The organism is Pelagerythrobacter rhizovicinus (assembly GCF_004135625.1).
GTDB classification, from domain to species: domain Bacteria; phylum Pseudomonadota; class Alphaproteobacteria; order Sphingomonadales; family Sphingomonadaceae; genus Pelagerythrobacter; species Pelagerythrobacter rhizovicinus.
In genome coordinates this window covers 1036235-1054967 of the sequence record NZ_SDPV01000001.1, presented here as the reverse complement: position 1 = coordinate 1054967, position 18733 = coordinate 1036235, and the positions used below count along the sequence as shown (strand labels likewise).

Here is an 18733-nt window from a genome sequence, read left to right as displayed (position 1 = left end):
CCGCCGGCGGCGGGAGCGCAATTGACCGGTATTCCCAGATATTTTGCGATGGTTCCCGCGCTGGCACTTGCCAGTGCAGCGGGCGGCGCCGACCCGGCGCCCGAGAGGATCCAGCCCTTCGCAGGCGCACCGATCGCGCTGCTGGTCGATCTCTCGTCGGGTCAGGTGCTCTTCTCGCGCGAGGCCGACCGGCGTTTCATGCCCGCCTCCATCACCAAGGTAATGACAGCCTTCCTCGCATTCGAACTTATGGAGGAGGGCAAGCTTTCGCCCGGCCAGTCTTACGCGATGAGCGAGCACGCCTACCGCGAGTGGCATGGGAAAGGCTCGCGCATGTTCCTCGACCGGGGGGAGCCGGTGACCGTAGAAACGCTCCTCCTCGGCATCGCGAGCGTATCGGCGAACGATGCGTCGGTCGTGCTTGCCGAAGGTGCGGCGGGATCGGTCGACAATTGGGTCTCGATGATGAATGCGAAAGCGCGCGAGATCGGGATGACCGACAGCCACTTCGGCACGCCGAACGGCTGGATGGACGAAGGGCGGACGTTCACCACCGCAAACGATCTGGCGATCCTCGCCCGCGAGATGATCGCACGTCATCCCGATCTCTACCGCTTCTACTTCGGACGCGAGGGCATGTCTTACCGCGGGATCGCGCAGGCGAACCACGATCCGATCACCGGCCGGGTCGAAGGAGCCGACGGGATCAAGACCGGCTTCACCAATCAGGCGGGTTACGGCTTTCTCGGCAGCGCCGAGCGTGACGGTCGGCGATTGATCATGGTCGCCGCGACCGCACCGACACCGCGCGATCGCAATGACGCTTCGATCGCCTTGATGGAGTGGGGGTTCGACGCATTCGACACACGGGCGCTCTACCCGCGCGGCGGCTACGTTGGCGAAGCGCTGGTGCAGGAGGGCGCGCGGGGCACCGTGCCGCTGGTGGCCGCCGGGCCGATCCATGCCACCTATCCCCGCGGTGCCGAGATCACGCCTCGGTTGACTATTCGCTACGACGGCCCGCTCCAGGCGCCGCTGAGAGAAGGAGAGCGGGTCGCCGAACTCGAGATTGCGGTCGAAGGCGCGCCGCCTTCGCGCGTTCCGTTGCTGGCCGGCCAGGCCGTCGAAGAGGCGAACGGCTGGCAGCGGCTGGTGAACGGCGTGGTGGGTATGTTTCGATGACGCGCGGCCGGTTCATTGCGTTCGAAGGTGGCGAAGGAACGGGCAAATCCACGCAGGCAAAGATGCTGGCCGAAGCGCTGGCAGCGCGCGGCATCGATGCCGAACTGACGCGAGAGCCGGGCGGCACTCCGGGAGCGGAGGCCATTCGCGCGCTGCTGCTCGCTCCGCCGGGGGAGGGATGGGGAACGCCCGCCGAGGCGCTGCTCTTCGCCGCTGCGCGCGCCGATCATGTTGCACGCCGCATCCGCCCTGCCATTGAAGGCGGCCGCTGGATCGTGTGCGACCGCTTCGTCGACTCGAGCCGGGCTTACCAGGGGCGCGCGGGTGGCCTCGGCGATGCAGCAGTGCGCGCGTTGCACGAGATCGGCAGCGGCGGGCTGCGGCCCGACCTGACGGTCCTGATCGACGTCACACCCGAGCTCGCGGCCAAACGCCTCGCCGCGCGGGACGGTGGGCTATCGGATGCGATCGGTGGCCGCGATGCCGAATATCATGGGCAGGTAGCGGATGCGTTCCGCAGTTTCGCGGCTGCCGATCCTGCCGCATTCGTCGTCGTCGACGGCGCAGGAACACCGGAGGAGGTCCACAAACGCGTGGTGACCGCGATCGAGCCACTCTTACGGGATGCTGTGCGATGACGTTGCTTGGCCACGACGAGGCCTGGCGGCAATGGCGTGACGCGCTGAGCGGCGCGCGGATGCACCACGCGTGGCTTCTCGCCGGCAAGCGCGGGCTGGGGAAGATGAGCTTTGCGGAGGCGGCCGCGCGCGAACTGTGCGCCGAGCCTGGGGTTGCCCAGCCCACAGGCCCGCACCCCGACGTGCATGTGCTCACACATCAGCCGAAGGACGAGAAAGAAGAAAGAAAGCGCGACGAGGGCAAGCCCTACGAGGTCAGGCGCAACATCACCGTGGCACAGATCCGTGCGATGCAGCAGAAGCTGACGACGCGCCCCACGCTGGGCGCGCGGCGCGCGGTGATCATCGATCCGGCCGACGACCTGGAGAAGAGCGCGTCCAACGCGCTGCTGAAAAGCCTGGAGGAGCCGCCGACAGGCACCTTCTTCCTCCTCATTGCGCATCGGCCGGCGAGGCTCCTCCCGACCATCCGCTCGCGCTGCCGCATGCTGCGATTCCCGGCACTCGGCGAGAGGGAACTGGCGGATTGGTTAGGGACCCGGGCGCCGGAAGCGGACGCCGAGACCCGTGAAGCGGCTGCACGAGCAGCCAGCGGCTCGCCCGGCGTCGCGCTCGATTTCGTGCAGCGCGACCTCGGTCCGCTCCACACGCTCATGGCGCGGATCGTCCGCGAGGGGGACGAAGCCCTCGATCTGCGCGGGCGGCTTGCGGAGGCGGTCGGCACACGGCCCGATCGGGAGCGTATAGCCGCGATCCTGGACCTCGCCCGTGCAGTGCTGGCCAACGAGTTGGACCGGAAAGGCCGCAACGGTTGGCCGGGGCTGATCGACGCGCATGCCGCGCTAGTCCGTCTCGCAGGAGAGGCGCCGACATACAATTTCGATCCCGGATTGCTGGTGATGGAAATCGGCACCTTGCTCGCCTCGGCTGCGCCCGCTAGCGAGCGCGCCGATGCCTGATCCCTACTACATCACCACCGCGATCAACTACCCCAATGGCCGGCCGCATATCGGCCATGCCTACGAAGCGGTCGCCGCCGACGTCGTCGCCCGCTTCCAGCGGGCGATGGGGCGTGAAGTGCGCTTTCAGACCGGCACCGACGAGCATGGTCTGAAGATGGCGCGCAAAGCGGCCGAGCAGGGCAAGACGGCCCGCGAGTTAGCCGACGAGATGTCGGGTTACTTCAAGGCCATGGCTGACATGCTTGCTATTTCGTATGATCGGTTCATCCGCACGGTGGAAAAGGATCATCACCGCGCCAGCCAGGCAATCTGGCGGGCAATGGAAGCGAACGGCGACCTTTATCTCGACCGGTACGAAGGCTGGTATTCGGTTCGCGACGAAGCCTATTACGACGAGAAGGAACTGGTCGAGGGCGAGGGCGGGGAGAAGCTCTCTCCTCAAGGTACCCCGGTTGAGTGGACGGTAGAGGAAAGCTGGTTCTTCCGGCTTTCGAGGTATCAGGAACCCCTGCTCGAATTGCTGCGGACGCCCGGCTTCGTGGAACCGGAGAGCCGCCGCAACGAGATGATCGCCTTCGTCTCCGGCGGCCTCAGGGATCTCTCGGTCAGTCGGACCAGCTTCGATTGGGGCGTGCCGGTGCCGGGCAGCGACGGACATGTGATGTACGTCTGGGTCGACGCGCTGACCAACTACGTCACGGGCCTCGGTTATCCGGACCAGACCGAGCTCTGGCGCAAGTTCTGGCCCGCCGATCTGCACCTGATCGGCAAGGACATCGTCCGCTTCCACACGGTTTACTGGCCGGCGTTCTTGATGAGTGCGGGCCTGCCGCTGCCGAAGAAGGTTTTCGGACACGGCTTTCTGCTCAATCGCGGGCAAAAAGAATCGAAGTCGCTCGGCAACGTCACCGACCCGATAGAACTCGCAGAACGCTTCGGTGTCGATCCGCTGCGTTATTTCTTTCTACGGGAGATCGCGTTCGGGCAGGACGGCAGCTATTCGCCCGAAGCGATCGTCACCCGCGCGAATGCCGAGCTTGCGAACAGCTTCGGCAATCTGGCGCAACGCACTTTATCCATGATTCACAAGAATATGAGCGGGGAACTTACCACCTGTGAATATGATCCCGTAGACGAGGCGCTGATGGCAGCGGTTCGTGTCGCTTGCCTCGACGAGCTGCCACGCGAATTCGAGCGGCTCAATTTCTCGGTCGGGCTGGAGGCATGGCTTCGTGCGGTCTTCGCGTGCAATCAATATGTGGACGAGCAGGCCCCCTGGACGCTGCGGAAGACCGATCCGCAGCGGATGGAGGCGGTGCTGATGACGCTCTTTCGCTGCGTGCACGATCTGACGATTGCAGTGCGACCGGTCGTGCCCGCGGCAGCCGACGTCTTGCTCGACCAGATGGGCATTGCCGGGGAAGGGCGCGGCTTTGCCGCAATCGGGAACGCGGATTGGTTCGAAGCGCTCGTTGAGAGCGGGTTCGTTCTCGACAAGCCGGTCGGGGTGTTTCCGCGTCTGGAGTTACCGGAGACCGAGACGGTCTGATGCTGATCGACAGCCATTGCCACCTCGAATACGAAGGACTGGCGGAAAACCAGCCCGAGGTGCTTGCCCGCGCGCGTGCGGTCGGGGTGGCGGGCTTCCTCAACATCTCGACACGGCGTGGAGAGTGGGAGCGGGTCGTCGGTACCGCCGAGCGCGAGCGCGATGTCTGGGCGAGCGTTGGCATCCATCCGCACGAGGCCGATGCCCATGAAGATCTCGGCGCTGCCGAGCTGCGCACGGCGACCGAGAACCCACGGGTGATCGGCATCGGCGAGACCGGGCTGGATTACTATTACGACCGGTCGGATCGCAGCGTGCAGCAGGCGCTGTTCCGCATGCACATCGGCGTTGCGCGGGAGACCGGACTGCCGGTAATCATCCACACGCGCGACGCGGAGGATGATACGGTCACGATCCTGACGGACGAGATGGAGAAGGGGGCATTCCCGGCCCTGATCCATTGCTTCACCGCTTCCGCCGCCTTCGCACACAGGGTTCTCGATCTGGGGCTGACCATCTCTCTGTCGGGTATCGTGACTTTCAAGAATGCCACGGAACTCCAAGAAATCGCCAAGAAATTGCCGGAAGGCCGACTTCTCGTCGAGACCGACAGTCCGTTCCTCGCGCCCGTGCCGCATCGCGGCAAGCCGTGTGAGCCGGCATTCGTGCGCGACACCGCACAGTTCGTGGCGAACTTGCGGAACGAACCGTTCGAGCGCCTCACCGAGACAACTACGCGCAACTTCCAGCGGCTCTTCACCAAGGCTGCGGCATGAAGTGTATTCTCCTCGGCTCGGGAACCTCGACCGGGGTTCCGCGGATCGGCGAGGACTGGGGGGAATGCGACCCGAACGAGCCGAAGAACAGGCGTACGCGCGTCTCCATACTGCTGGAGAGCGACGAAGGGCGGCGATTACTGGTCGACACCTCGACCGACCTGCGCCAGCAGCTCCTGGCGAACGGGATCGACGCGATCGACGCGGTGTTCTGGACGCACGATCACGCTGATCATTGCCACGGGATCGATGATTTGCGCGTGCTGCGGTACGGCCGTGGCGGTCCTATCCCGGGCTACGCTTCCGCGGTAACGGCCGACCGGCTGCGGAGACGGTTCGACTACGTCTTCGCCGGTCAGCATGGCTATCCCACGATCGTGTCGCTCGAAGCACTCGACCGCCTGAGGCTCTGCGCCGGCTTTGCGGTGGAATGGTGCCAGATGCCGCACGGGCCGGCCGTATCGACCGGATTCCGATTCGAAAGCGGCGGGAAGTCTGTCGCTTACGCCACAGATTTCAGTGAAATTCGTGCGGAGATGGTCGATGTCTTCGCCGATGTGGACTTGCTCGTTACCGATTGCCTGCGCCGTGATCCTCATCCGACGCATGCGCACCTCGGGATGGCTCTCGAACTCGCGGAGCGCTGCCGGGCGCGACGCACCGTGCTGACTCACCTGGACAAAAGCATGGATTACGCGACGATATCCGGCGAAGTGCCCACCGGCGTCGCGGTCGGGTACGACGGCATGGAGATCGTGTTGTGACCGACTTCGATACGCTTCGCATCGTTTCGCTGATCGGCTGGCTCGCAGTCGCCACCGCCGCGTACGCGTCGTTCCGGCTCGACTTGAAGAAGAGTCTGCGCATGGCCCTCGTGTGGATCGCGATCTTCGTCGGAGTGGCATTCGTGTTCTCGCTGATCGGCCGGTAGGGCGCCCTCTCAGTCGATCTCTCTTTACATAATATATATTATCGTTTTCTACATGACAGAACAATTGACCCGCCTTCTCCGCATCATGACTACTCTTCGCGACCCTGATCGGGGTTGCGAATGGGATCGCGCGCAACGGTTCGAAACGATCGTTCCGCACACGATCGAGGAAGCATATGAGGTCGCTGACGCCGTCGCGCGTCAGGATATCGACGATATCCGCGACGAACTTGGCGATCTCCTGTTTCAGGTCGTGTTCCAGGCGCGCATCGCCGAGGAAGGCGGCCATTTCGATTTCGACGATGTCGCGCGATCGATCGCCGATAAGCTCGAGGCGCGCCATCCGCACATATTCGGCGGCGCTGAAATGCCCGGCGGGATGCGCGAAGAGAGGTGGGAAGCGCTCAAGGCGCAGGAGCGCAAAGCCAAGGGCGCGGAAAGCGCGCTGGACGGCGTCGCGACGGCGCTTCCTGCGCTCATGCGTGCCGAAAAGCTTCAGAAGCGCGCCGCGCGCGCCGGCTTCGACTGGCCCGACCCCGAAGGCCCGCGAGCGAAGCTGATCGAGGAGATGGACGAACTCGCGAGCGCAACTTCGGAAGAGCGACCTGCCGAAGCGGGCGACCTGCTGTTTGCCGCGGTCAATCTCGTCCGCGCGTACGGCGTCCCTGCAGAAGAAGCGCTGCGCAACGCCAACCATAAGTTCGAACGCCGCTTCCGTGCCATGGAGGCTCTGGCGGATGGTGCCTTTCCCGAACTGCCGCTCGACGAGCAGGAAGAACTCTGGCAGCAGGTCAAACAGGCCGAACGCTAGTGCAGGCTCGCGAAGCGGCCGAATTCCTTCGGCGTCAGGCGTACCTGGAGCCGGTGCACCGGGCCGTGCTCGCCTTCTTCCGCCCGATCGTCGAGAACCTGTCCGTGCGCGTGGAGCCATGCGATCTTCTGGCCCTCGCCCACTGCAAGGACGATCTCGTGGACTTTCGCGCCGGCGGTGAGCAAGGCACCGAGCCGTGCAAGCAAGACCTCCACGCCCTCGCCCGTCTCCGCGGAGATTGGCACGCTGTCGACAGCGCCCTCCGCGACACTTCGCAGTTCCTCGAGCGGCTCCGGTGACAGCAGGTCGATCTTGTTCCAGGCTTCAACGATGGGGATGGCGCTTTCGCCCCCCTCCCCCTCGACAACGCCCAAATCCGCGAGCACCTGGAGGACCTGCGCCTTCTGTGCACCGGCGGAAGCGTTCGCCATGTCGCGCACGTGCACGATCACGTCGGCGCCGGTGACTTCCTCCAGCGTCGCACGGAACGCGGCGACGAGCTGCGTCGGCAAGTCGGAGATGAAGCCGACGGTGTCGGACAGGATCGCCTTCTCCACGCCGGGGAGACGGATGGCACGCATGGTCGGATCGAGCGTGGCGAAGAGAAGGTCTTCCGCCATCACAGATTCCCCTGTTAGGTGGTTGAAAAGAGTGGATTTACCGGCGTTGGTGTAACCGACCAGCGCGATCATCGGCCACGGCGCCCTGCCCCGTCTCTCGCGGTGCAGCGTGCGCGTCTTGCGCACCTGATCGAGCTCCTTGCGTAGCCGCCCCATTCGCTGACGGATCATCCGCCGGTCGGCTTCGATCTGCGTTTCACCCGGTCCCCCGAGGAACCCGAAGCCGCCGCGCTGGCGTTCTAGGTGGGTCCACGACCGAACGAGGCGGCTCTGCTGATAGTCGAGATGCGCGAGTTCGACCTGCAGGCGCCCTTCGGCGGTCGCCGCACGTTCGCCGAATATCTCGAGAATCAGCCCTGTACGGTCGATCACCTTGCGCTTCAGCACTTCTTCCAGGTTGCGCTGCTGGATCGGCGACAAGGCACCATCGACGACGACCAGTTCAGCCTGGTTCTGTTCGCAGGCAACGGCGATATTCTCGACTTGACCTGCGCCGAACAGCGTGCCCGGCCGCACCTGACGGACGGGGAGAACGAAGGCGTCGGCGACCACAATCCCGATGGCAAGCGCAAGCCCGCTCGCCTCGGCAAGCCGCGCCTCGGCATCGAGATCATGGTGTTGACCGCGGATATCGGGGCATACGACGAGGGCCCGCGCACCACGCGACATCTCGCCTAAAAGAGTGTCGTCGAAACTCAGTCGTCCTCACCTTCGAAGTCGTCGTCGTCGGTCAGGTCGACAGGCGTCGCCGGCTGGATCGTCGAGATCGCATGCTTGTAGGCGAGTTGTACGTAGCCTTCCCGCTCGAGCAACATGCAGAACAGGTCGTAGGCCGCAATCGCGCCTTGCAGCATGACACCGTTGACGAGGAACATCGTCACTTGTGCCTCGGCGTCGCGCACCCGCGACAAAAACACGTCCTGCAGGAGGCGCTGCTTCTTGCTCGAATCCTGGCTCGCAAACTGGGAGGCATCCATCGGCTGCGCAGGCATGATGGTGGAGATCGCGTGCTTGTAGACGAGCTGCGACTGGCCGTCGCGGCGCAGCAGGATCGAGAAATTGTCGAACCACGTAACGATGCCCTGAAGCTTGACGCCCTTCACCAGGAACATGGTCACGGGAGTCTTGTTCTTGCGCAGGATGTTGAGAAACGCATCCTGCAGATTGGGTTGACGCGTCTGCTGCTTCGGTTCCTCGGCAGGCTTGGGCTTTGGACGCGCCGAGAGCGTCTGTCCGGTAGGCATGGTTTCTTTCCTTCTTCTTGGCGGCCGCCCTTGCGGTCCGCATTCTGGCTGCGGCGTAACGCCGTCAGCCGGATAGGTAACCGATTATGCCCCGATTGGTGCCCGCGAGCAAACCGTTATTATACCCGCTGACTGAACGCAGCTCACGCCTTCCGGTCGGACACGCTTCGTTCGCCCATCCCGAGTAACTTCAGCTTGCGGTGCAGTGCCGAACGCTCCATCCCGATGAAGCTCGCCGTCTTCGAGATATTGCCCGAGAAGCGCCGAATCTGGATGCTGAGATATTCGCGCTCGAATGTCTCGCGCGCTTCGCGCAACGGCACACCCATCAAGGTGGACAACCCGTTGGCTCCGCCCAGCTTGCCGCCCGTGACCTCGCTCGGCAGCATTTCGGCCTCGATGACTTCCAGATTCTCGCGCGGTGAGAGGATCACCGTGCGCTCGACCACATTCCTCAACTGGCGCACGTTGCCCGGCCAGTCATAGGCTTGCAGTGCCGCCATGGCTTCCTCCGAGATGTCCGGAGCCGGCACGCCCTGCTCCGCAGCATAGCGCGCGAAGAAGTGATGGGCGAGCGACGGGATATCGTCGCGCCGTTCCGCCAGGGACGGGATCGCCACGGGCACGACGTTGAGCCGGTAAAACAGATCCTCCCGAAACCGCTTGGCCTCCATCTCCTCGGTCAGATCCCGCGAGGTCGACGAGACGACGCGCACATCCACACCAATTTGACGGTTGCCGCCAACTCGGACGAAACTCTGCTCGGTCAGGACCCGCAGAATGCGGGCCTGGGTCGAGAGCGGCATGTCGGCCACCTCGTCGAGGTAAAGCGTCCCTCCGTCCGCCAGTTCGAGAAGACCAGGGCGAACGAGCTGGCCGTCAGCCTCCTCGCCGAACAGCTCCTGCTCGAACCGTTCGGGCGTGATCCGCGCCGAATTGACGATGACAAAGGCGGAATCGGCGCGTCCACTCCAGCTATGCAGCAGCCGGGCGGCGACCTCCTTGCCCGCGCCAGCCGGCCCGCTGATGAGCACGCGGCTGCCGGTGTTGGCGACCCGCTTCAGCGTCGCCCGGACCTGGTTGATCGCCGGGGAATTGCCCGTGAACTCCTCGCCCTGCGAGAAGCCCTGCCGCAGGCGCGTGTTTTCCCGCCGCAGCCGCTCGGTTTCAGTTGCACGTCCGACGAGATGGAGCAGGCGCTCGGCTTCGAACGGCTTCTCGATGAAGTCCATCGCCCCCCGGCCGACAGCCGACACCGCAGTGTCGATATTGCCGTGTCCGGAGAAGATGATCACTGGCAACTCCGGCTCGCGCTTCTTGATTTCGTCGAGCACCTCCAGCCCATCCATTGGGCTGCCGTGCAGCCATACGTCGAGCAGCACCAAGCTCGGCCGGCGCTCATCGATCGCAGCCAAAGCCCCGTTGCTGTCGGCGGCGGTGCGACACTCGTAACCCTCGTCGCACAGGACGCCGGAGACGAGCTCGCGAATGTCGCGTTCGTCATCGACGACGAGGATATCTAGAGCCATCAGGCGAACTCCTTGTCATGTATCATTCGGCGGCCTCGTTTCCCTGCAGCAGGGGCTGGCGCGCGAACCGAAGTGTAACGCGCGTGCCGCCACTCTCGGCGGCCGCAAAGGTCATCTCCCCCCCATGTTCCTCGACGATCTTGTTGACGATGGCCAAGCCAAGCCCGGTGCCCTTCTCGCGCGTGGTCACATAGGGCTCGACAATACGATCGCGATCCTGCGGCAAGCCGATGCCGTTGTCCTCGACCGTCACCGTCACGTCGTGCTCGCAGGGGACGACGGCGACCGCGATCCGCCCGCGATAGTCCGGTTCGGCGTCACGCTCACGTGCCTCGACCGCCTCGACGGCGTTCTTGAGCACATTTGTAAGCGCCTGACCGACCTGATGACGGTCGCAGGCAAGCGGGATCGGGCCGTCTCCATCGTAACTGAAGCGGAAGTCGATTCCGGGATGGGCGACTTCCTGAAGGAACAGTGCCTGCCGCACCAGATCAAGCCCGTCCTCCTGCCGGAACACGGGCTTGGGCAGGCGTGCGAACGAGGAGAACTCGTCGACCATCTTCCGCAGGGCGCCCACTTGACGCACGATCGTGCTGGTGAGTTCGTCGAACAGCTCGCCGTCGCTGCCGATCTGCTTGCGATAGCGGCGCTTGAGCCGCTCGGTGGCAAGCTGGATCGGGGTCAGCGGGTTCTTGATCTCATGTGCGATCCGCCGCGCGACATCCGACCAGGCCGCCTGGCGCTGGTCGAGCAATTGGCGCGTGATGTCCTCGAACGTGATCACCTTGCCTTCGGAGAAATCGGCGACCTTGACGGCGAGCGTCAACAAATCCCCGCCGACGGTCTGGCTCACGATCCCACGGTCAACTCCGCCGCGGACGAGCGCGGAAATCTGCGGACTGAGTTGTTCGAGAGTAAGCCCGAGCGGCGGCGGTGACGCTTCTTCAATCAGCAGTGCCTGCGCCGATCCATTCATCAGCAGCACCTGCCCGTCCTGATCGACCGAAATCACCCCTGCGGTAACCGATTCGAGCACCGTCTCCATGAAGGCACGGCGATTCTCCAACTGGCGGTTGGCGCTGACCAGGGCATCCGTCTGCTTCTCGATCTGTGCGGTCATGCGGTTGAAGGCACGATTCAGCAGCCCGATCTCGTCGGGGCCTGTCCGACCCTCGACACGAAGTGCGAAGTTGCCCGCACCGACCTGCCGCGCCGCGCCGACGAGATCCGTGAGCGGCTCGACCTGGCGGTCGGCGAACCGCAAAGCGAACCACACCGCGAGCGAGAGCAGCGCGAGCGACACGAAGAACAGCGCGAGATTGAAGCGTAGTTGCAGAGCCCGAGCTCGTTGGGTGAGCACGTCATAGTTCGCCGAGATGGCATTGGCCCGGTCCCAAAGGCCGAACGCGAAAGCTTCCGAGTTGCGGGCGTTGTAGAGGAAGATCCCGCTTTCCTTGTCAATTGCTGCAACGGCCTCGACGCGTTCAGTGCTGCCTTGCACGACGACCTGTTCGTCGCCTGCGACGCGGTCGAAAATTACGGGATCAAGCGTGGTCGGATCGTTGTCGCTTAGCAGCCCGAGCATCGCAGCAGTGCGCAAGCTTCCATCCGCGACTCGCTGGAGAATGGCCGACTCGTTGATACCCCGTCCCTCGGCCTGGTAACGATAGTAGTCCTCGAATGCGCCGTCGGTGAGCGATCCGCGTTCCAGATAGAAGCGCATGTCGCTCGCCATGCTTATCGTCTCGCTGGCCACTTCCAACTGGTTCTGCTCGTAGTAGTCTTGCGCCAGTTCATTGGCGTTGCGCATCAACCCACGGGAATCGTCGGAGAACCAGAAGTCCACGCCGGACTGGAAAAGCACGGCAGCGAACGCAGCGACCAGCAGTGTCGGAACCGCAGCCACGAGAGAGAAGAAGAATACCAGCCGCACGTGCAGCCGGGCGGTACTGCCCGCCGCACGGCGAAGTGCGAGCCGTCGGCCAAAAAGCACGACCAGCGTCATCGCCGGCAGCAGGGTGCCAATCAACAGGCTCGCAACCTGCCCCGGCGGAACAAGCTGCCCGTCCGGCGTAGCGCCTTCGAAGGTGATCCAGGTCGTCAGGACCATTACGGCCAAGGCAACCCCGGCGGCGATTTCGAGCAGGAGAAAGAAATTCGATCGACGCGAGGCGACCACCACCCGACGCCACAAGCGTGGAGCTCTTCTGGTCAATGGGAGTGTCGGTCCGGCCACAGTTGCCGGCTTACAACTTCCCTGTTGCAGTTTTGCAAGCCCAATTTCGCCCAAGCGAAGGGTCGCCCCGACGAAACGTCAGCCGAGGCGCAGGAAACTGTCCGCCTGGATATCGAGATCCGAAAGCTTCTTTCGGAGCGTATTTCGATTGATGCCCAGGAGCTTCGCGGCGCGCAACTGGTTGCCGCCAGTTTGCGCCAGTGCGTGTTCGAACAAGGGTCGCTCGAACGCGGCGAGCGCCCGGTGATACACAGTGCCAGGCGCCGGTGCGACGCCCGCGAGCCAGCCTTCCAGCGCCCCACGCAGACCGTCAAGATCATCGTGCCGCTCCGCGAGAGCCGAATCCTGGCCCAGGACCATAGCGATCGTCTCGGCGTCGATCACGTCATCGCGCGCCATCAACGCCAGGCGGTAGACCGCGTTGCGCAGCTCACGCACGTTACCGCGCCACGGTTGCTGCTCGAGCAGCGCGATGGCAGCACGGTCGATGCGACGTTCCGGCAGCCCCTCCCGCGCTGCATGCCCGAGGAAATGCTTCACCAGGGCCTCGATATCTTCCGCTCGTTCGCGCAGGGGCGGCAGCTGAATCGGAACGACATTGAGGCGGTAGAACAGGTCCTCGCGGAACTTGCCGGCCGAGATCATCGGCTTGAGGTCACGGTTGGTGGCGGCCACGATGCGAACATCCACTCCGATCTCCTGCCGCCCACCGACACGTCGAATGCGGCCCGATTGCAGCGCTCGCAGCAGCCGCGTCTGGGCTTCGATCGGCATGTCGCCGATCTCATCGAGAAACAGCGTTCCGCCGTTGGCCTGCTCGAACTTGCCGATGGCCTGCGCGATGGCACCAGTGAAGGCCCCTTTCTCATGCCCGAACAGCTCGCTCTCTATCAGATCCGGAGGAATGGCCGCCGCGTTGACGGCCACAAACGGTCCGGATTTGCGATGCCCGAGCTCGTGGATCGCTTCGGCGACCAACTCCTTGCCCGTCCCCGACTCCCCCAGGATCAGTACCGTGAGATCATTGCGCAACACGCGTGTGATCATGCGATAGACCGCCTGCATTGCCTGACTGCGCCCGACAAGCGGGAGCCCATCGCCTGACTGCGCCTCCTCCCCCGGCCTACTGCCCGCCCCCACTGCCTGCGAGACGGCCCGCACGAGATCGTCCAGATCGAACGGCTTCGGGAAGTATTCGAATGCGCCGGTGTCGCTCGCCCGCACCGCGGTATCGAAGGTGTTCTGGGCCGACAGCACGATCAGCGGCATGGCGGGGCACGCGGCGCGGACGCTACCGATGGTGGCAAGGCCGTCACCGTCCGCGAGCATCACGTCCGTCAACATCACGTCGTACTTGCCCGATGCGAGCAGCCGGTCGCGCGCCACGATGCTGTCGCAGCGATCGACGACGAACCCCTCATCCTCCAGCGCCGATCGGATCACCGTCGCAATGGAAGCATCGTCCTCCACCAGCAGGACCTTGCCGTTCATGTCCGTTCCCTTTCGTCCTTCGCCAGTGGCAGATGAATGCGGAAATGCGTCAGGCCTGTATGTTCGTCGCGCTGGTGCCCGATGCGGCCCGACATGTCGCGCACCAGCTTGCGCACCAGGGCCAGGCCCAGCCCCTGTCCGCTCGCCTTGGAGGTGACGAAGGGCTCGAAGACGTGATCGCGCAGAGCGGGATCGATTCCCGGCCCATTGTCGCTGACTGTGATTTCGATCGGCAGGCGCACGGCCCGTCCGAACGTCAGGTTCGAGACAAGGCCGCTGGCGAAGCGCGTCCGAATCACGACGCGCGGCGACTTGCCGCCGGCGCATGCATCGCGCCCGTTCGATATGAGATTGATCAACACCTGTTCCAGCGCGTCACGGCTGGCAAGCACAGGTGGTAACGAGGGATCGAACTCCTCGACGAGTTCCACGCCGCCATCGCCGGCGGCACGCACCGTTGCGATGGCGCTGCGTACGGCGACATGCAGGTTTACCGGGGCGACCGGATCCGCAACCTCCCTTCCGAGACGCTGCATCCGGTCGACCAGACGTGCGATGCGATCGACCTCGTCGGAGATCATCGTCGCGAGCGGCCGATCCTTCTCGTGCAGCTTGCGCGCGACGAGCTGCCCGGCTCCGCGGATGGCGGCGAGCGGGTTCTTGATCTCGTGCGCAAGGATCGCCGGGGCGCGAAGCGCGGTCTCCTCGCGCGGATCGTCGGCCATCTCGCCCTGCCCTACCTCGGAGATCGTCATCACACGCCACCCCGGATGGGAAGAGAGAGGCGACAGGGTCATGTTCACCTGGATTGCACGTTCGCCGCAGCGCAGCATCATGCCTCGCACGGTCAGCCGCGCGTCCACTTCGGTCAGGCGCTCGGCCACGCGCGCATCGTCTAGCTCGACCGCAGCCAGCAGGCTGGCACCGACAAGCCGGCTGGCACTGCGGTGAAGCAGGTCCTCCGCTGCAGGATTGGCTTCCCGCACAACGAGATCGGGATCGAGCAGGAGGACGGCGAAGATCAGCCCGGCGATCTGCGCCCCCGGGCCGGGCGGCACGGCCTCCATCGTCACGCAGCGCGGCGTCGCATGAACGGCGCGTAGAACCTTTCGAGCTCACCAAGCACCTGGTCTGGATCGTCGATGAAGTTCACGCGATTGCGGAACTCGGCCGAGCCATGCATCCCCTTGGTGTACCAACCCAGATGCTTGCGCGCGACCTTGGCGCCGACGTCGCGGCCATAGTGCTCCAACATGCCGCGATAGTGCTCGACGAGCACCTCGTACTGCTCGTCGAAGCTCGGGCTGGCGAGGCTCTGCCCGGTGCGCCACCAGTGCATGACTTGGCCGAGTAGCCATGGCCTGCCGTATGCGCCGCGACCGATCATCACGCCGTCGGCACCCGACTGCTCGAGCGCCTTGGCCGCATCTTCGATACCGCAGATGTCGCCGTTGACGATCACGGGTATGGAGACCGCCTCCTTCACCTTGCGAATGAAGCTCCAGTCGGCACTGCCCTTGTACATCTGGTTGCGCGTACGGCCGTGGACCGTAATCATCTTCACGCCCAGATCCTCGGCGATCCGCGCGAGGTCCGGCGCGTTGAGGCTGTCATGATCCCAGCCCATGCGCATCTTGACTGTCACCGGCACCGAGACGGCCTTGACGGTAGCCTCCATCAGCTTGGTCGCCAGCGGCACCTCGCGCATCAATGCCGAGCCAGCCATGCCGTTGGTGACCTTTCGTACCGGACAACCGAAGTTGATGTCGATGATCTCGGCACCGCGATCCTGGTTGAGTTTAGCCGCCTCGCCCATCGAATCCGGATCGCAGCCCACGAGTTGCATCGAGACCGGCTCTTCAACGGGATCCCACGCCGCTTTCTGGATCGACTGGCGCGTCTCGCGAATCGCTGCCTGGCTCGCGATCATCTCGGTGACGTTGAGACCCGAACCGTAGCGCCGGACGAGCGTGCGGAACGGCATGTCGGTGACACCGGTCATCGGCGCCAGGATCACCGGGCAGTCGATCGTCACGGGACCGACGTGGATCGGCTTCAGCGCCGGGGGAGTGGGAAGCGAAGTCATGCGAGATGTGCCTAAAATTTGGGCAGCGCATAGTGGATTGCCGGTCTCCGCGCAAGGCGCTAGCCGCGGGCCGATGTCGGACAGTTCGCCCCTGCCCTCTTTCGTCGCGATCGTCGTCGCGGCAGGCAAGGGTCTGCGCGCGGGGCAGTCCCTCCCAAAGCAGTTCGTGCGATGGCGCGGCAAGCCGGTCGTGCGCCATTCGGTCGAAGCGCTGCTCACTGCCGGGGCCGCACGGGTCATCGTCGTCATTCCGGAAGGCGCGGACGACAACGCCCGTGATGCGCTCGCAGGCCTCTCGCCGGTTGAACTCGTCACCGGTGGAGCGACGCGGCAGGCATCGGTCCGGCGCGCGTTGGAGGCGTTGGAGCCCGCCGCGCCCAACATTGTCCTGATCCACGATGCCGCCCGCCCCGCCCTCGCCCGGCCGGTGATCGCGCGTCTGCTCGACGCTCTGGAAAGACATCGGGGGGCGATTCCGGTTCTTCCCGTCGTCGACAGTCTTGCGATCGATGATCGCGGTCGGATGGGCGGCGCAGCGGAGCGAGCGAACCTGCGCCGGGTTCAGACTCCTCAGGCTTTTCATTACCGTGATATTCTCGCCGCTCACCGCGCCTGGCGAGGCGAAGCGACGGCGGGGGACGATGCGCAGGTTCTGCGCGCAGCTGGAGGAACCGTTGCTCTCGTCGACGGTGACGAAGCGCTGCGAAAGCTGACATTCGCGGAGGATTTCCTGTCCGATCTTCGCTCTCCTCGAACCGGCATGGGTTTCGATGTGCACCGCCTCGCGGACGGCGAGCAATTGTGGCTCGCCGGGGTGCTCGTCCCTCACGACAAGGGCCTTGCCGGCCACAGCGATGCAGACGTTGCGCTCCATGCGCTGGTGGACGCGCTCCTCGGTGCGATCGGTGAAGGCGATATTGGTGTGCACTTCCCGCCAAGCGATCCACAGTGGGAAGGTGCGCCCTCCGCGCGCTTCGTGGAACACGCGGTCTCGCTCGTGGACAGCGCGGGTTACGCAGTCGCCAACGTCGACCTCACGCTCATTTGCGAGGCGCCGAAGATCGGCCCGCATCGGGACGCGATGCGAGCGCGGATCGCGGAACTCTTGGCGATCGAGATCGGCGCGGTTAGCGTCAAGGCGACCACAACCGAGGGACTCGGGCTCACGGGCCGCGGCGAAGGCATCGCGGCTCAGGCGATCGCAACGCTGGTCGGAAAGGACTGAACGCTGCCATGAAAGCCCTCCTCGCATCCGCCGCGCTAGCGTCGCTGCCTCTCGCGATTTCAACGCCGCCCGTCCACGCCCGGCCCGACGGCGAGACGATCGAGAGCGCGGTTCGCTTTGGCCTCCCCGCGCTGTTTGCCGGGTTCCAGGCGACCTGTTCGACCGAGCTCGCGAACGACGGCTACGTTGCGCGTAATGGAGACAGGCTCGCCGCCAAATTCACGCAAGGCGCCGATATACATTGGCCCGCGGCCAAGGATGCGCTGCTCACGCTGGGCAAAGGCGAAGGGATGGACCGGGAGATGCTGGCCGGTATGCCCGACGAGGCGCTCAAACCTTTCGTGACCGCGCTGCTCCAGCAGATGGTCTCGACCGAGATCAAGCCAAGCCAATGTGCCGACGTGGAGCGGGGGCTGGAACTGATCGATCCGCTCCCGGCCGACAACATCGCGGGCCTGATCGGCTTCATGGTGGAGATGGCGGAACGCGATGAAGACGCCGACAGCGCCCAGGCGGCAGGCGAGTCGTGACCGAGGCTCTCCTGTCCGACGACATCGAAGAGCTTGCGCGGCGCGCGGTCGAGGAGAACCTTGCCTGCAACCGACGGGTCGCGCTGGCCGAAAGTTGCACCGGTGGCCTCGTCACCGCGGCGCTGACCGAGGTGCCCGGCTCATCGAAAGTGCTGGACCGCGGCTTCGTCACTTATTCGAACGAAGCCAAGATGGAGATGCTCGGCGTTTCGAGCGAGATCATCGAAACGTTCGGCGCGGTCTCGATCGCCTGTGTCTGGGCGATGGCCCAGGGCGCGCTCGAGCGAAGCCAGGCCGACGTGGCCGTCGCGATCAGCGGTATAGCCGGGCCGGAGGGTGGCTCCGACCTCAAGCCGGTGGGGACGGTCGTCTTCGCGCGTGTTATCCGCGGGGAAGCCGGCGATCCGGAAGGCGAGTTGCGGAACTTCGGCGACGTGGGCCGCGCCGACATCCGCCGTCAGGCGACGCTATGCGCACTTGATCTGTTATTGCCGTAAAGTTCCTCCGCGCGCGCCTCGAACGCGGCGACCATCTTGCGGAAGGCACGGTCGAAGTATTGCCCGGCGAGCGCTTCGAATACGCGGTTCTTGAAGGTGAACTCTACGGCAAAGTCGATCCTGCAACCCCCTTCGGGGAGATCGGTGAAGTGCCACTCGTTGTCGAGATCGCGCAGCGGGCCGTCCATGTAGACCACGTCGATCATCTCGGGGCGGCGCTTGGTCACCTTCGAGCTGAAACTCTCCCGGAAACTCTTGAAACCGACAACCATGTCGGCGATCATCTCGGTCTCGCTGTTCGAGCGGACCCGTGTCGCGATCACCCAGGGCAGGAATTCCTTGTAATGCCCAACGTCGGCGACAAGGTCGAACATCTGCTCGGCGCTATAGGGAACATGTCGAGTTTCGCGGATTCCGGGCATACTC

General features: G+C 64.5%; 19 protein-coding genes. 11 read left to right on the top strand and 8 right to left on the bottom strand.

Translation table 11 applies throughout. From position 1 onward, the window contains the following. The first annotated feature begins 21 nt into the window (after window positions 1-21). The 8 genes from ETX26_RS05155 to mazG are packed head-to-tail and all read left to right on the top strand — an operon-like array spanning window position 22 to window position 6849. Complete coding sequence (locus tag ETX26_RS05155; protein ID WP_225425507.1) at window positions 22-1182, top strand: D-alanyl-D-alanine carboxypeptidase family protein; 1161 nt, start codon at window positions 22-24, stop codon at window positions 1180-1182. Further along, window positions 1179-1820: a dTMP kinase gene (gene tmk, locus ETX26_RS05150; RefSeq protein ID WP_129523575.1), complete on the top strand. Its 642-nt coding sequence runs from the start codon at window positions 1179-1181 to the stop codon at window positions 1818-1820. Before ETX26_RS05155 ends, tmk begins: the two co-directional genes overlap by 4 nt. After that, window positions 1817-2779: a DNA polymerase III subunit delta' gene (locus tag ETX26_RS05145; protein ID WP_129523574.1), complete on the top strand. Its 963-nt coding sequence runs from the start codon at window positions 1817-1819 to the stop codon at window positions 2777-2779. The genes tmk and ETX26_RS05145 overlap by 4 nt, the downstream gene beginning before the upstream one ends. Beyond that, window positions 2772-4331 (top strand): methionine--tRNA ligase, encoded by a 1560-nt coding sequence (gene metG / locus ETX26_RS05140; protein WP_129523573.1) that lies wholly within the window; start codon window positions 2772-2774, stop codon window positions 4329-4331. The genes ETX26_RS05145 and metG overlap by 8 nt, the downstream gene beginning before the upstream one ends. Then, window positions 4331-5107, top strand: a complete 777-nt coding sequence (locus tag ETX26_RS05135) for a TatD family hydrolase (protein ID WP_129523572.1) — start codon at window positions 4331-4333, stop codon at window positions 5105-5107. The genes metG and ETX26_RS05135 overlap by 1 nt, the downstream gene beginning before the upstream one ends. After that, window positions 5104-5871, top strand: coding sequence for an MBL fold metallo-hydrolase (locus tag ETX26_RS05130; protein ID WP_129523571.1), 768 nt, complete (start codon window positions 5104-5106; stop codon window positions 5869-5871). Before ETX26_RS05135 ends, ETX26_RS05130 begins: the two co-directional genes overlap by 4 nt. After that, entirely contained in the window at window positions 5868-6038 is a 171-nt protein-coding gene (locus tag ETX26_RS14245; protein WP_165271691.1) for a hypothetical protein, read from the top strand. Before ETX26_RS05130 ends, ETX26_RS14245 begins: the two co-directional genes overlap by 4 nt. 52 nt (window positions 6039-6090) lie before the next feature. Then, window positions 6091-6849: a nucleoside triphosphate pyrophosphohydrolase gene (gene mazG, locus ETX26_RS05125; RefSeq protein WP_129523570.1), complete on the top strand. Its 759-nt coding sequence runs from the start codon at window positions 6091-6093 to the stop codon at window positions 6847-6849. Here the strand turns inward: mazG and hflX are convergent. From hflX to dusB, 7 genes are all read right to left on the bottom strand, one after another. After that, window positions 6846-8138, bottom strand: a complete 1293-nt coding sequence (gene hflX, locus ETX26_RS05120; RefSeq protein ID WP_129523569.1) for a GTPase HflX — start codon at window positions 8136-8138, stop codon at window positions 6846-6848. The two genes, mazG and hflX, sit on opposite strands and share 4 nt — an antisense overlap. A 26-nt stretch (window positions 8139-8164) precedes the next feature. Continuing rightward, a complete protein-coding gene (gene hfq / locus ETX26_RS05115) occupies window positions 8165-8713 on the bottom strand; it encodes an RNA chaperone Hfq (protein WP_129523568.1) in 549 nt (182 codons plus the stop codon). A 143-nt stretch (window positions 8714-8856) separates the two neighbouring features. Beyond that, a complete protein-coding gene (gene ntrX, locus ETX26_RS05110; RefSeq protein ID WP_129523567.1) occupies window positions 8857-10242 on the bottom strand; it encodes a nitrogen assimilation response regulator NtrX in 1386 nt (461 codons plus the stop codon). 22 nt (window positions 10243-10264) lie between these two features. Then, the gene (locus ETX26_RS05105) at window positions 10265-12478 is read right to left on the bottom strand and encodes a sensor histidine kinase (protein ID WP_404825268.1); all 2214 of its coding nucleotides are present in this window, start codon (window positions 12476-12478) and stop codon (window positions 10265-10267) included. Between the two features lie 78 nt (window positions 12479-12556). Next, window positions 12557-13969, bottom strand: a complete 1413-nt coding sequence (locus ETX26_RS05100; protein ID WP_129523566.1) for a sigma 54-interacting transcriptional regulator — start codon at window positions 13967-13969, stop codon at window positions 12557-12559. Then, window positions 13966-15036 (bottom strand): two-component system sensor histidine kinase NtrB, encoded by a 1071-nt coding sequence (locus ETX26_RS05095; protein WP_129524161.1) that lies wholly within the window; start codon window positions 15034-15036, stop codon window positions 13966-13968. The genes ETX26_RS05100 and ETX26_RS05095 overlap by 4 nt, the downstream gene beginning before the upstream one ends. A 2-nt stretch (window positions 15037-15038) precedes the next feature. Next, the gene (gene dusB, locus ETX26_RS05090; protein ID WP_129523565.1) at window positions 15039-16055 is read right to left on the bottom strand and encodes a tRNA dihydrouridine synthase DusB; all 1017 of its coding nucleotides are present in this window, start codon (window positions 16053-16055) and stop codon (window positions 15039-15041) included. Window positions 16056-16128: 73 nt separating this feature from the next. Between dusB and ETX26_RS05085 the strand changes: the two genes are divergently transcribed. From ETX26_RS05085 to ETX26_RS05075, 3 genes are read left to right on the top strand one after another with little or no spacing between them, the layout of a single operon-like run. Next, window positions 16129-17280 carry a bifunctional 2-C-methyl-D-erythritol 4-phosphate cytidylyltransferase/2-C-methyl-D-erythritol 2,4-cyclodiphosphate synthase gene (locus ETX26_RS05085; protein WP_129523564.1) on the top strand — a complete coding sequence of 384 codons (1152 nt, stop codon included), beginning with the start codon at window positions 16129-16131 and terminating at the stop codon, window positions 17278-17280. Between the two features lie 8 nt (window positions 17281-17288). Further along, complete coding sequence (locus ETX26_RS05080; protein WP_129523563.1) at window positions 17289-17810, top strand: hypothetical protein; 522 nt, start codon at window positions 17289-17291, stop codon at window positions 17808-17810. Further along, entirely contained in the window at window positions 17807-18307 is a 501-nt protein-coding gene (locus tag ETX26_RS05075; protein WP_129523562.1) for a CinA family protein, read from the top strand. Before ETX26_RS05080 ends, ETX26_RS05075 begins: the two co-directional genes overlap by 4 nt. Here the strand turns inward: ETX26_RS05075 and ETX26_RS05070 are convergent. Continuing rightward, entirely contained in the window at window positions 18268-18729 is a 462-nt protein-coding gene (locus tag ETX26_RS05070; RefSeq protein WP_129523561.1) for a type II toxin-antitoxin system RatA family toxin, read from the bottom strand. The two genes, ETX26_RS05075 and ETX26_RS05070, sit on opposite strands and share 40 nt — an antisense overlap. Window positions 18730-18733 lie beyond the last annotated feature (4 nt).